The sequence below is a fragment of the Actinoplanes sp. TBRC 11911 genome, assembly GCF_012933445.1.
GTDB lineage: Bacteria > Actinomycetota > Actinomycetes > Mycobacteriales > Micromonosporaceae > Actinoplanes.
In genome coordinates, this window is sequence record NZ_JABBNC010000009.1 from 107,156 (window position 1) to 120,810 (window position 13,655).

Genomic DNA, 13,655 nt, shown 5'->3' on the forward strand with positions numbered 1-13,655 from the left:
CCGTGCCGAACGACTTGCGGTAAAGTTGTTCGGTTCAATTAATTCTTGTCCGCCGAACGACTTCGTCGGGAGATCACCGTGGGACGTGGCAGGCCCAGCCGGGCCTTGGTGTATCAGCGGCTGGACGAAGCCGTTGTCGAACTGCGCACCCGACTCGGCGGCTTGCCATCGCCCATGGAGGCCGAGGGCATCTGGTCCGACATCTGGCATCAGGAGGCCCACAACAGCACGGCGCTCGAGGGGAACACGCTAGTCCTGCAGGAGGTCGAAAGGCTTCTTGAGGAGGGACGGGCCGTCGGGGCGAAGCCGCTGCGTGACTACATGGAGGTTCGCGGCTACGGTGACGCTGCACGCTGGGTCTATGGCCAGGCGCTGCACCCAGGCCAATGGGCAGACAGCGAGCTTGTCTCCATGCAGGAAGTGCGCCACATCCATCACCTGGCGATGACTCCGGTTTGGACCGTCGCGCCACATGAGCATGCCGGCGACGGCGAGGGCCCCGGGAGCTTCCGGCAGCACGACATCGCTCCGTTCCCCGAAGGAATGCGTCCGCCGTCGTGGACCGAGGTCGACATGGGGATGCACGATTGGGTCAAGGAAGCCAATGACCTTGCCGCTGACGGCGCCATTCCTTGGGCGGAGCGAGTCGCGCTCGTACACAATCGGTTCGAGCGCGTCCACCCGTTCATCGACGGCAACGGCCGGACCGGTCGGCTTCTGCTGAACCTACTGCTCGGCAGATTGGGTTACCCACCCGCGATCATCTACAAGAGGGAACGCGACAAGTACCTGAACGCGCTCCGCAAGGCCGACGCCGGAGATCCTGGGCCGCTGGGCGAGCTCATAGCACGGAGCGTAACGGCCAATCTCTACCGCTTCGTCATGCCCGCCGTGGCGGGACCGGTCAAGCTGCTCCCACTTCCCGCCCTCGCGCGACACGACATGACCGAGAATGCGCTGCGTACCGCAGCCAATCGTGGGCGGCTGCGTGCAGTGAAGGGTGACGATGGCGCTTGGCGCAGCAGTAAGAAATGGGTCGACGAATACCGGAAAGCGCGGCACAAACGCCTATGAGCTAGCACCTCCGCTTCGCGAGGCCTCGGCCTCGTCGCCGTGCCAGGAGCGCCATAGCGCCGCGTACGGGCCGTCGGCCGCGACCAGCTCGTCGTGGGTGCCGACCTCGATGATGCGGCCGTCGTCCATCACCGCGACCCGGTCCGCGTCGTGTGCCGTCTGCAGGCGGTGCGCTATCGCGATCACCGTGCGCTCGTGCAGCACCGCCGCCAGCGCGCGCTCGGCGGTCCGGGCCGCGGTCGGGTCGAGCAGGGCGGTCGCCTCGTCCAGGATCAGCGTGTGCGGGTCGGCGAGCACCACGCGGGCCAGCGCCAGCTGCTGCGCCTGCGCGCCGTCCAGCGGGTGTTCGCCCAGGTCGCGGTCCAGGTCGTCGGCCCAGCCCGAGGCGCCCACGGTGGCCAGTGCCCGGCGCAGCTCGTCGTCGGGTGCCGGGACCATCAGGTTGCCGCGCAGCGTCTCGCGGAACACGTGGTGCTCCTGGGTGACCAGGATGACCTGCTGTCGAAGCTGATCCAGTGGCAGGTCGGCGATCGTCACCCCGCCGACGGTCACCGAGCCGCCGGTGGGCCGGTCCACGCCGGCGATCAACCGGCCCAACGTGGACTTCCCGGCCCCGGACAGCCCCACGATCGCCAGCCGCTCGCCGGGACGGACGGTCAGGTCGACGCCGTGCAGCACGTCCCGGCCGCCGTCGTAGGCGTAGCGCACCCCGGTGATCTCGATGCGGTCGTCGCGCGGGCTCTCGGTGGCGAACGGCGGCGGCTCGGGCAGCGCGGACAGTCCCTCGACCCGCGCGAATGCCGCGCTGCTGCTCTGCAACTGCTCGATCCAGATCAGGATGGTGTCCAGCGGTCCGACCAACTGCCGCATGTAGAGCACGGCCGCGGCGACGGTGCCGAGCGAGGCGTGCCCGCCGAAATACAACAGACCACCCAAAACCAAAACAAAGACCGTCGGTACCGCGTACGAGGTCTCCACGCTCGGGAAATACACGCTACGCAGTCGCAGGGTCGCCAGCCGGGTGCGCTGGAACTCGTCGAGAGCCGCCTGACCGGCCGCGAGCCGCCGCCGGTGCAGTCCGAACGCCTCGATCGTCCGTGCGCCCTCGGTGGTGGCGGAGAGCTCCTCGGCCAGCCGCGAGTTGGACGCGCCCTCCTTCAGGTACGCGTCGCGGGCGCGCTTGAGATACCACCGGGTGACGAACCAGATCCCGGACAGGCCGAGCAGCCCGACCAGCCCCAGTATCGGGTTGACGAGCAGCACGGCGGCCACGATGAACACGATCTGCACGACGCTGATGAAGATGACCGGCAGGATGTCCCGCAACGTGCCGGCGACGGTGTCCACGTCGGTCGTGCCGCGCGCGGCGAAGTCACCGGCCGGCACCCGTTCCACCACGGCCGCGGGCAGCGCCAGCGCACGCGAGAGGTAGCCCTCCCGGATCCGGGCCGCGGTCCGCTCCCCGAACCGGTAGCCGAGGGCCAGCGCCTGCCGGCCGATGAGGGTCTGCGCGACGGCACAGCACAGCACAGCGACGGCGAGGCGGTCCACCTGGCCGACGCCACCCCCCGAGCTGACCGTGTCGATCACCCGGCCGAGCAGCCAGGGAGCGCCCAGCCCGGCGATCGCGGCCAGCGAGCTCAGCGTGAGCATCAGCGCCACGGTGCGCCGGTCGGCGGCGATCAGGCGCAGCGCGGCCCGGCCCACCGCACGCTGGCCGGCGACCGGGAGCGTGGCCGTCACTCGTCCTCCCCGAACGCGCGGCTGACCACGTCCCGGTAGCCGGGCGAGGTCGCCAGCAGCTCGTGATGCGTGCCGGAGGCGGCCACCCGCCCGCCGACCAGGAAGTGCACGGTGTCGGCGTGGCTCAGCAGCACCGGCGAGGTGGTGGCCAGCACGGTTCCGCGGCCGGCGCGTTCGCGGGTCAGCCGTTCCGCGATCGCCGACTCGGTGTGCACGTCCACCGCGGAGGTCGGCTCGACGGCCAGCAGCATCTCCGGGTCGGCGTACACCGCGCGGGCCAGTCGCACGCGCTGCCGTTGCCCGCCGGACAGGTTGCGTCCGGCCCAGTCGACCGGCCGGCCGAGATCGTCGGCCACGTCGTCGGCGACCGCCGTGCTGATCGCCCGGCGCACCCGGGCGTCGTCGGCGTCGAAGCGTCCGGCGACCACCTCGCGCAGCGTCCCGGCGAACAGTCCGGCGTCCGGATCGGTCACCAGGATCCGGGACCGGATCTCGTCGCGGTCGATGCCGTCCAGGCGCGCACCGCCCCAGAGCGCCGCGGACGGCTCGTACCGGCCGAGCCGGTCGATCACCGCGGCGGCGTCGGCGGGCCGGTCGGCGACCAGCGCGGTGAGCAGCCCGGGCTCGGCCACGACGCCGGAGACCGGGTCGGTCAGCGGCGCCATCCCGCTCGGGCCGGGCACCCCGGCCGGGTCGTCCGCCGGGGCGCGCAACAGGTCGGTCACCCGCCGGGCGGCCACCACCCCGCGGGTCACGTCGATGCCGCAGAAGATCAGCACGTTGACCGGGATGACCAGCATGGCCGTGTATCCGTAGACGGCGATCAGCTGGCCCGCGGTCAGGTCACCGGCGGCCGCCTCCCGCGCGGCCAGCCAGATCACCACCGCCAGGAAGATCACCGGGGCGCCCTCGCCCAGCGCGCCGACCCAGCTGGACGGCCGCGCGACGCGATAGCCCTGGTCGCGCAACCGCTCCGACTCGCGCACGTAGCCGGCGAAGTGGCTCTCCTTGCCGCCCAGACCGTTGAGCACGCGCAGGCCGCCGAGCACGTCGACCAGCCGGGTGTTCAGCTCACCCTGCCGCTCCCGGTAGTGGGCGACGGCTCGCTGGGTGCGGCCCAGCAGCGGGCCGACCAGCAGCGCGAGCAGGGGCACGCCGAGCAGCACCACCGAGGCCAGCAACGGCGACGTGCCGTACAGCAGGACCGCGACGACGCCGCAGGCCAGCAGCGACGCGATCCCGACGCCGCCGGCGTTCATGGTCCGGCCGACCGTCCACACGTCCGAGATGCCGACGGTGACCACCTCGCCCGCGGTGAGCCGGCGCGGGAGGGCCGCACCGAGCCGGGTCGCGTGCGCGATCACCAGGTCGGCGGTGCGCACCGCGGCGGCCAGCCGCAGCTTCGTCATACTGCGGTGCCGCATGATGCCCAGGCCCGCGCTGGCCACGCCGACCAGCAACAGGATCGTGGCCCAGAACAGGAGCACGTCGAGGCGGTGCGGTTTCAGGCCGTGGTCGATGGCCTGCGAGATCAGGAAGGGCATCAGTGCGAGGCTGACGTACCAGAGCGACCCGAACATGGCACCGAGGGCGACGCGTCCCTTGACCTGTCGCGCCAACCACCACAGAAATCGTCCCGGCCCCCGCGTCTCCACGTTGTCCGACAATAATCGGACGCCATCGACGGGCGTACCTATTAATGCAGATCGAAGACTTTGCGCAGGTACGGCAGGTGTTGCGGCCCGGTCCACCGGTACGCCGAGAGCCCGGCCGCGCGGGCACCCCGGACGACCCGGTCGTCGTCGTCCACGAACAGCACGTACTTGGGCTCGACGCCGATCACCGCGCAGGCCCGCTCGAAGAACTCGGGCGCCGGCTTGTGGATCTTCAGATCCGACGAGCTGATCACCGCGTCCACCTCGCCGGTGAGCCCGAGCGCGTCCAGATCGTCGCGGAGCCGATCGGTCGCGTTGGTGGCCAGGCCGACCGGGTACCCGGCGGCGCGCACCTCACGGACGAACGCCAGCACCTCGGTGTCGGCCTCGCCGCGGTAGCTCTGCCACTCGGCCACCGCGGCCCGTGCCTCCGCCGGGTCGACCGGCAGGCGCTGCGCCACCAGGTCCATCCACTGCGCGTCGGAGATCTCGCCGGCCATCGCCGGACGGTAGATGTCCCACGACATCGACGTCTCCAGCAGGGCGGCCGGCTTGAGCCCGTGATGCACCTCGGCGGCGACCATCGGCGCGGGATCCCACCGCCGCAGCACGCCGTCGAAATCGATGAGCAGGGCCCGGGCGCGCTCGCGCGACATAGCTTGTCAGTCCTCCGGTTCGCGGTTGAGGCGCTGGCTGATCACCTGGGTGACGCCGGAGCGCATCGTGACGCCGTAGAGGGCGTCCGCGACCTCCATCGTGCGTTTCTGGTGCGTGATGATGAGCAGCTGGCTCACTTCGCGCAGTTGTTCGAAGAGGGTAATCAACCGGCCCAGGTTCACGTCGTCCAGGGCGGCCTCGACCTCGTCCATGATGTAGAAGGGCGAGGGGCGGGCCCGGAAGATCGCGACGAGCATCGCCACCGCGGTCAGCGACCGCTCGCCGCCGGAGAGCAGCGACAGCCGCTTGATCTTCTTGCCCGGCGGGCGCGCCTCGACCTCGACGCCGGTGGTGAGCATGTCCTCCGGGTCGGTGAGCACCAGCCGGCCCTCGCCGCCCGGGAAGAGCACCTGGAACACGGTCTGGAACTCGCGGGCCGTGTCCTCGAACGCCGAGGTGAACACCTCGAGGATGCGGTCGTCGACGTCCTTGACCACGGTGAGCAGGTCCTTGCGGGTGGCCTTGAGGTCCTCGAGCTGGTCGGAGAGGAACTTGAAGCGTTCCTCCAGGGCCGCGAACTCCTCCAGGGCCAGCGGGTTGACCTTGCCGAGCAGTTGCAGGTCGCGCTCGGCCTTGTTGGCCCGCTTCTCCTGCGTGGGCCGGTGGAACGGGGCCGGTGACGGGACCGGCTTGCCGTCCTTCTCGGCCAGCGCCACCTCGGCGGCGGTCGGCGGCACCGGCTGCTCCGGGCCGTACTCGCTGATCAGTGTGTCCATGTCGAGCGAGAAGTCCTCGGCCGCCTTGGCCTCCAACTGCTCGATGCGCAGCCGCTGCTCGGCCCGGGCCACCTCGTCGCGGTGCACCTCGTTGGTGAGCCGCTCCAGCTCGGCGACCAGCCGCTTGGCGACCGCGCGCACCTCCTGCAGCTCGGCCTCGCGCGCCGTGCGGGCCTGGGCCAGCTCGTCGCGCGCCTGCACCGCACCCTCCAGCGAGACCCGCACCCGGCTGAGGGCGGTGGCCGCGCCGAGGGCGACCGCGCGGGCGGTCTGGGCGCCCCGGGCACGGGCGGCGCGGCGGGCGGCTGCCCGTTCCCGGGCCTGCCGCTCGGCGTTGGCCTGGCGCAGCAGCGAGTCGGCCCGGCCCGCGATCGAGGCGACCCGCTCCTCGGCGGTGCGCACCGACAGGCGTACCTCCATCTCGTTCTGCCGGGCCTGCGGCACCAGGGCGCCGAGCCGGTCCCGCTCGTCGGTGGACGGTTCCTCGTCGATCGGGGTGTCCTCGGCCAGCTGCAGCCGTTCCTCCAGCTCGGCCACCCGCATCAGGTCGGCCTCGCGGGCGCTCTCCGCCTTCTGCCGGGCGGCGCCGAGGCGCTCGGTCTCGGCCTTCGCGGAACGGGCCGCGGCGCCGAGCTCGGCCAGGCGGCGGGCGGCGGCGTTGCGCTCGCCCTCGGCGGCGCGCTTGGCGGTGGCGGCGACATTCACCGCTTCCTTGTGCTCGGCCACCTCGGCACGGGCGACCGCGAGCTGCTGCTTGATCTCGCCGATCGACTCCTCGGCGGCGGCGCGCTGGGCCTTCGCCTCGTCGACCGCGGCCTGCACCTCGATGTAGCTGGTCTGCTTGCCGGAACCGCCGGACGCCGCGTACGCCCCGAGGACGTCGCCGTCCGCGGTGACCGCGCGTAGCTCGGGGTTGGCGGCCACGACGGCGGCGGCCGCGGCGAGGTCGTCCACCAGCACGAAGTCGCGCAGCACCCGGTTGAGCGCGGGCCGCAGGTGATCCGGGCAGCCGATCACGTCGGGCGCCCAGGTCGCGCCGTCCGGCAGGGCCGGGCGCAGGCTGTCCAGCGAGCCCTGCATGCCGGGCGCGGCCGGCGAGGCCACCAGCAGCGCGGCCGAACCCGCGTCGGCGATCTTGAGGGAGCGCATCGCCTCGATCGCCTCGTCCACACCGGAGAGCGCGACCGCGTCGGCGAGCGTGCCCAGCGCGGCGGCCAGCGCGGCCTCGTGACCGGGCCGGACGGTGAGCATCGAGGCCAGGCTGCCGAGCAGGCCGGGGATCTCGCCGCCCTTCGCGAGCAGCGCACCGGCGCCGTCCTTGCGTTTGAGGCCGAGGCCGAGCGCCTCCTCACGGGCCTTCCAGCTGGCCGCGTCCTTCTCCGCGGCGCGCTCGGCGTCGGACAGCTCGCGGACCACCGCGGCGGCCCGGTCGTGCTCGGCCACCGCCTCGGCGTGCCGGGTGTCCAGCTCCACGTTGTCCCGGTCGGCCTCGGACGACTCGGCGGCGACCGCGTCCACCTCGGCCTGCGCGGCCTCGGCGCGCATCAGCGCGTCGGTGTGCGCGGCGGCGAGCCGCTCGATCTCCTCGGCGGCGCCCTCGGTGCGGGCGCGGGCCGCGTTCACGTTGCCGGTCAGCTTGGCCAGGCCCTCGCGCCGGTCGGCGATCGCCTTGGCGGCGTTGCGCAGCGCGCCCTCGGCGGCGGCCAGCTCGCGTTCCAGCTCCTGCCGCTGCTCGACCGCCTCGGCCAGGCGGGTCTGGTCCTCGACCAGCGCCTCGCGCAGCTCCTCCTCCTGCTCGCGGACGTGCTCGGACTCGGCCTCGAGCTGGTCCGGGTCGCGGCCGGGCCGCTCGTCGTCGGGCGCGGCGGAGAGATGGCGGTGGCGTTCGCTGGCCAGCTGCTCGGTGGAGCGGAAGCGTTCCTGCAGAGCGGACAGCTTGTACCAGGTGTCCTGGGCGGCCTGCAGCAGCGGCGCGTCCTCGGCGTGCTCGAACTCCAGGTCGGCGAGCCGGCGCTGCACCTCGCGGTTCTCGTCCTCGACCTGGCCGCGCCGCTCGCGCATCGCCGACTCGTCGGCGATCTCCTTGTCCAGGGTGGTGCGCAGCGTGTGCAGGTCGTCGGCGAGCAGCCGGAGCCGGGCGTCGCGCAGGTCGGCCTGGATGCCGGCGGCGCGCCGCGCCACCTCGGCCTGCTTGCCGAGCGGCTTGAGCTGGCGGCGCAGCTCGGCGGTGAGGTCGGTGAGCCGGTTCAGGTTCACCTGCATGGCGTCCAGCTTGCGGATCGCCTTTTCCTTGCGCTTGCGATGCTTCAGGACGCCCGCGGCCTCTTCGATGAACGCGCGGCGGTCCTCCGGCTTCGCGTGCAACATCGCGTCCAGCCGGCCCTGTCCCACGATGATGTGCATCTCGCGGCCGATACCGGAGTCGCTGAGCAGTTCCTGGATGTCGAGCAGCCGGCAGGCGTCACCGTTGATCTCGTACTCGCTGGCGCCGTCGCGGAACATGCGCCGGGTGATCGACACTTCGGTGTACTCGATAGGGAGGGCCCCGTCGTGGTTGTCGATCGTGAGCGTCACCTCGGCACGCCCGAGCGGCGCCCGGCCCGACGTCCCGGCGAAGATGACGTCCTCCATCTTGCCGCCGCGCAGCGCCTTGGCGCCCTGCTCGCCGAGGACCCAGGCGATGGCGTCGACGACGTTGGACTTGCCGGAGCCGTTCGGGCCCACCACGCAGGTGATGCCCGGCTCCAGCCGCAGCGTCGTAGCGGAGGCGAAGGACTTGAAGCCCTTGACCGTCAAGCTCTTGAGGTGCACGGATCTCCGGGGGTTGGCGGTTGCATACCAGTCAGCAGGCTACCCGTCGTTCACGTCGGCCACCGTGACGGCGCGCTCACCTGGGATTAGGCCCGCAGAAAATTGGGCAAAAAGATGCGCGCCGCCACGGGAGTGGAGGCGCGCGGATCTGCTTTCGCGTTTTGGTGCGGGTGGTCGGACGCCGGGTTGCAGCGGGCCGACCGCATGGAACTCAGGTCAGGGCGGGCTCGGTCAGCCGCAGAATGTCGTCTGCCTCCGCGGCCGCTGCCGCGAGACGATCATTCTCCGCCCGCAGGCGGGTGACCTCGAATTCCAGAGCCTGCACCCTGGAACGCAGTCGGGTGACCTCGTCGAGCATGCGCCGGTCAGGCGCCGCGCCTACGTGGCCAAAGAGGGCCTTCGCCATGGTGACTCCTTGAGAAGCACTGCTTCTTCTTGTGAAAGCGTTGCCGGAGAGGCCGGCCGACGCGCGCCCAGCATGCACCGCACAACTGCGCTCACTGGGGCACGCATGAGCACAGAATCGTGCACCTCGGGAAAGGTTCTTAAGGTGCAGATCTCTCACGCTCGGCTGAAACCGGACTCTGCCGACCGAAACCGGGCGTGAGCGGGCGCGACTGGCGACTTCTCCATAGTCCGCCGATAGGCAGGCCGAGTCAAGCGCTGCGGGGCCCGTCCGGCCCACGGATGCCAGTGAATCTTGACACGAGATTGATCTGTGAGCGAACTGATATTACCCGTAACCTCTTTTGCTGGAAATCTGAACTTTCCGGACAAATCAGGCGGCAAATCGGATAAAAGTCGCGTAATTCTGTCGCCTACCCGACAGGATCTCGTAACTTGTCGGGGCTGTGTCGTTGCGTCCTTCGTGACTGAGACCCCGGTCTGCCTGCTGACCGGCGGCGGGTACCCGTACCGGCGAGACGCCCTCAGCGGCTGGTGCCGCGCCCTCGTCGAGGGGCTGCGCCGGGTTCGCTTCGAGCTCCTGACCGTCCTGGACCGTGACCCGCCGCCGGCGCCCGCGTACCCGCTGCCGTTCAACGTGGCCGCCGCCCGCGCCATCGCCATCGGTGACGGCCGGGCCGAGCGCCGCCGAGGCGACCACCAGGACGTCGCCGACCGGTTCGCCACCGCGCTGATCGGCGACGACGACTCCGGGCTGCGCGAGATGGCCCGGCTGGTCGACGAGCACCCCGGCGCACTGGCGTCGCTGCCGCTCGCGGGCGCGCTGGCTGGCGCCTGGCGCGGCACCGAGGAGCTGCCCCGGCTGAGCATGCGCGACGCGAAGACCGCTGCCGCGCTGCTCCGGCACGCTCTCGGCGCGCTCGCCGTACCCACCCCCGAGGCCCGGCTGCTGCATTGCGTCGGCGGCACCACCGCGGTGCTCACGGCGCTGGCGGCCCGGTGGCGTACCGGGGTGCCGTTGCTGCTCACCGAGGCCCGCTCGCCGGTGTCCCGGCAGCGCCCCGACGAGGACAAGCTCTCCCCCTCGGTGCGCCTGCTGCTGCGCCGCTTCCGGGCGTCGGTGGTCCGCACCGGATACGCCGAGGCCGGCCTGATCGCCCCGTTGAGCACCTACCACCACGACTGGGCGCTGCGGCACGGCGCGTCGGCCGCGCGGATGGTGCGGGTGCCGCCCGGGGTGGACCCGTCCGACCATCCGTGCGCCGGCGAGATCAACGACGACCGGGCCGTGGTCTGGGCCGGCAGCGGCGGCCCGGACAGCGGACTGTCCCCGCTGCTCGCCGCGTTCGAGCAGGTCGCGGCCGCGGTGCCGGGGGTGGTGCTGCATCTGGTCGGCGTCACCGCGACGCACGAGGAGTACGCGGCCGAACTGATCGAGCGCACCGTGCCGGGCTCCGCGGTACGGCTGTATCCCCTTCCCGCCGAATCGGGCCAGCGCTACACCGCGGGGCAGGTGGTCGCGCACGTGCCGGGGCCGTCCGACCCGCCGTACCGGCTGATCGAGGCGATGATGTCCGGCCGGCCGGTGGTCGGCGTCGACGTCGGACCGGCCGCCGAGATCCTCGGCGACACCGGGGTGGTCGTGCAGCCCGGCGATCCGGCCGAGCTCGCCATCGCGATCGTGAACCAGCTGCGCTCGCCGGCCGGACGGCGGGCGCTCGGCGACGCGGCCCGGCGGCGGGCGCTGACGTTGTTCACCAACGAGCGGATGGCGCGGACCTACGAGGCGCTCTACGCCGACCTGGCGACGTCGCCCCCGGCGCCCGCGGTCGAGCTGACCCTCGCGGTCGCAGCGCCCCGCTCCGAGCCGCCGGCCACGGTGCGCTGGCTGCTCCGGGAGGGCGTATGACGATCTCCCCGGTTCGGCGACGGACCCGCGGACGCCGCCCGGCCCGGCCTCGGCACGGCCCCGCCTCGACCCCGCACCGCAGCAGCAGCCCCACCCGCCGGGGTTGCCGCCGCGCCCCCGCCCGGCACGCTTACCTGACCGCGGCCGTGCTGCGCTGCGCCGTCTACCTCGGACCGCTCAGCGTCGCGGTGGCCGCGGCCGGCCCGCTGAGCCGCGTCGCCTGGCCGATCCCGCTGGTCACCCTCCTGATCGGCTGGACCGCGGCGCAGGCGCTGACCGGCACCGGTGTCGCGGTCGCCCGCCGTTCCGGCCCGGCCGCGGCCTGCCGCCTGGTCGGCTCCGGCTTCGCGGCGGCGGCCGGGCTGTGGAGCGCGCTGGTCTGGGTGGCGCCCCGCGCGCTGGTCGGCCCGGACCGCGGCCTCGCCCTGGTCATCGGCCTCGGCGGGCTCGCCACCCTGGCGACCGTCACGGCCGCGCTGGTCACCCGCGCCGAGGCGGCGATCGTCAAGTGGACGCTGCCGTGCTGGCTGCTGGCCGTCGCGGCGCTGGCCGGTCTGCCGGTCGGCACCCTGTTGCCGGCCGCGATCGTGGCCGCCGCCGTGCGCGCGTTCAAGCCGTTGGTGGTCCCCGGCGTGCGCGGTCGCCCGCCACGGCTGACCAGGGCGGATCGGCATCGCGGCGGCGGCTATCTGGTGATCGGCGCGTCCCAGGCGGTCTGCGTGGGCGTGCTCTGGCATGCCACGCCGGCCGGGTCGACGCTGCCGTTCTGGCTGCCGTTGCTGCTGGCGGTGCCGATCCTGGAGGCGCTGATCGGCTGGCACGTCGACCAGGTGGACGCGGGGCTGGACACCTCGGAAAGTGTCGCCGACTTTGGCCGGCACGTCCGCACCATCACGCTGGTGACGCTGGCCGGGCTGTTGCCGCCGCTAGCCGTCGGCGTCGCGCTGGCGATCGCCGCGGACCAGGTCCCGCCAGCGATGCGAGGCGTGGTGCAGTCCGCGGCCGCCGGGATGCTGCTGGGCGGCGTCTTCGCCATCACTTTCCTGCTCGCGGCCCGCACCCGGCTGGCCGTCGCGGCCGCCGTCGCCGCGACCCCGCCGCTGCTGCTGGCGGCGCTCCCGATCCTGCCCGTGGCCGCCGGCGACCTGCCGAACGCCGTCGGCGTGCTCGTCGTGACCCACTCGGCCGGCCTGCTCGTCGTCGCTCTCACCGTCGCCGACGACCGGAGGACATCATGAAGACCCTCTTTCCCCCGTACGCCCACCCGTCGCCCGGCCTGCCGCTGGACAACGAGACGTGGATCGTCCGCGACCTCCCCGGCGAGCGCCGCACCCTGCACCAGTCGCTCGGCCGGATCGATCTCGACTGGGGCAGCCGCTCGCTGGCCGACGTGCTGGCCGACGTCGAGGCGTGGCGCGCGGACGGCGCCGAAGGCCTGTTCCTGGACCGCGCGCCGGCCGGTTCCGGCGGGGTCGGCCCGGTGGCCCTGACGGTGCGGCTGGCGGCCCGCCGCGGCCTGCACCGCGTGGTGCTGAACCCGGGCGTGCCGACCCATCCGCTCTATCGCGACCTGGGCGTGCGGATCTGCACGTTCGAGGGCCCGTGGTCGGCCTACCAGAGCTGGGACGGCGAGGGCGTGCGGCCGGGCGACGGGCACATCGTGCACGGCGTCCCGGTCGCGCTGCTCACCGCCGCGCGGCGGTTGATGGGCCGGCGCGGCGCCGGGTTCGGGCTGGCCACCGACGCGAGTCCCTATCCGTGGGTCAGCGCAGCGGCTTCCGCGGGCGGGGCTGGCAGCGAGGGCAGCTGAACGAGGAGCGGTTCATGAACTGCTCGCGGCGGATCGGGGTGCCGCACCGGTGACAGGGCTCGCCCTCGCGGCCGTACGCGTTCAGCGAGCGGTCAAAATACCCGCTTTCGCCGTTCACGTTCACGTACAGCTCGTCGAAGCTGGTGCCGCCCGCGACGATCGCCTCACCGAGCACGTCGCGAATGTGGCCGAGGAGACGGCGTACGGCTGGCCTGGTCAGTTGATCTGTGGGCCGCGCGCCGTGCAGCTGAGCGCGCCACAGCACCTCGTCGGCGTAGATGTTGCCGACGCCGGAGATCAGGCTCTGGTCGAGCAGGGCCCGTTTGATCTCGGTGTGCTTGCCGCGCAGCTTGTCGATGAACTCCTCGTCGTCGAAGAGCGGGTCGATCGGATCGCGGGCGATGTGCACGATCTCGTCGGGCAGCTCGGCGCCGTCCGCCGAGACGGACAGCCCGCCGAACGTGCGCTGGTCGACGAAGCGCAGCTCGGGACCGCCGTCGGTGAACGTGATCCGGATCCGCAGGTGCTTCTCGTCCTCGGTGCCGGCCGGTTGCATCAGCAGCTGACCGCTCATGCCGAGGTGGGCCAGGATCGCGTCGCCCGAATCGAGCGGGAACCACAGGTATTTGCCGCGCCGCGAGATGTCCACGATCGTGCGGCCCTCGAGCATCGCGACGAAGTGGGCGTCGCCGGGCAGGTGGCGGCGGATGGCTCGCGGGTGGTGCACCTCGACGGTGCGGATCGTGCGGCCGGCCACCCAGTTGGCCAGCCCTTGACGGACGGTCTCGACCTCGGGTAGCTCGGGCACAGCCGCT

At 72.4% G+C, this 13,655-nt stretch carries 10 protein-coding genes; 4 read left to right on the forward strand and 6 right to left on the reverse strand.

Annotated elements, in window-relative coordinates:
- The first annotated feature begins 45 nt into the window (after nucleotides 1–45).
- Entirely contained in the window at nucleotides 46–1,074 is a 1,029-nt protein-coding gene (locus HH310_RS15440) for a Fic family protein (protein ID WP_211192164.1), read from the forward strand.
- Here the strand turns inward: HH310_RS15440 and HH310_RS15445 are convergent.
- The 5 genes from HH310_RS15445 to HH310_RS15465 form a co-directional block, all read right to left on the reverse strand.
- On the reverse strand, nucleotides 1,069–2,817 hold the full coding sequence (locus HH310_RS15445) for an ABC transporter ATP-binding protein (RefSeq protein WP_169176232.1): 1,749 nt from the start codon (nucleotides 2,815–2,817) through the stop codon (nucleotides 1,069–1,071). The genes HH310_RS15440 and HH310_RS15445 overlap by 6 nt on opposite strands.
- A complete protein-coding gene (locus HH310_RS15450; RefSeq protein ID WP_248294043.1) occupies nucleotides 2,814–4,361 on the reverse strand; it encodes an ABC transporter ATP-binding protein in 1,548 nt (515 codons plus the stop codon). The genes HH310_RS15445 and HH310_RS15450 overlap by 4 nt, the downstream gene beginning before the upstream one ends.
- 152 nt (nucleotides 4,362–4,513) lie before the next feature.
- Complete coding sequence (locus HH310_RS15455; protein WP_169176233.1) at nucleotides 4,514–5,128, reverse strand: HAD family hydrolase; 615 nt, start codon at nucleotides 5,126–5,128, stop codon at nucleotides 4,514–4,516.
- Between the two features lie 6 nt (nucleotides 5,129–5,134).
- Complete coding sequence (gene smc, locus HH310_RS15460; protein WP_169176234.1) at nucleotides 5,135–8,716, reverse strand: chromosome segregation protein SMC; 3,582 nt, start codon at nucleotides 8,714–8,716, stop codon at nucleotides 5,135–5,137.
- Nucleotides 8,717–8,927: 211 nt separating this feature from the next.
- Nucleotides 8,928–9,122 (reverse strand): hypothetical protein, encoded by a 195-nt coding sequence (locus tag HH310_RS15465; RefSeq protein WP_169176235.1) that lies wholly within the window; start codon nucleotides 9,120–9,122, stop codon nucleotides 8,928–8,930.
- Nucleotides 9,123–9,584: 462 nt separating this feature from the next.
- On the opposite strand from HH310_RS15465, the gene HH310_RS15470 reads away from it, so the two are divergent.
- From HH310_RS15470 to HH310_RS15480, 3 genes are read left to right on the forward strand one after another with little or no spacing between them, the layout of a single operon-like run.
- Entirely contained in the window at nucleotides 9,585–11,030 is a 1,446-nt protein-coding gene (locus HH310_RS15470; protein ID WP_169176236.1) for a DUF3492 domain-containing protein, read from the forward strand.
- Nucleotides 11,027–12,268: a hypothetical protein gene (locus HH310_RS15475; RefSeq protein WP_248294044.1), complete on the forward strand. Its 1,242-nt coding sequence runs from the start codon at nucleotides 11,027–11,029 to the stop codon at nucleotides 12,266–12,268. The genes HH310_RS15470 and HH310_RS15475 overlap by 4 nt, the downstream gene beginning before the upstream one ends.
- A complete protein-coding gene (locus tag HH310_RS15480) occupies nucleotides 12,265–12,840 on the forward strand; it encodes a spherulation-specific family 4 protein (RefSeq protein ID WP_169176237.1) in 576 nt (191 codons plus the stop codon). The genes HH310_RS15475 and HH310_RS15480 overlap by 4 nt, the downstream gene beginning before the upstream one ends.
- Here the strand turns inward: HH310_RS15480 and mutM are convergent.
- A complete protein-coding gene (gene mutM, locus HH310_RS15485) occupies nucleotides 12,794–13,648 on the reverse strand; it encodes a bifunctional DNA-formamidopyrimidine glycosylase/DNA-(apurinic or apyrimidinic site) lyase (RefSeq protein WP_169176238.1) in 855 nt (284 codons plus the stop codon). The genes HH310_RS15480 and mutM overlap by 47 nt on opposite strands.
- Between the last annotated feature and the right edge of the window lie 7 nt (nucleotides 13,649–13,655).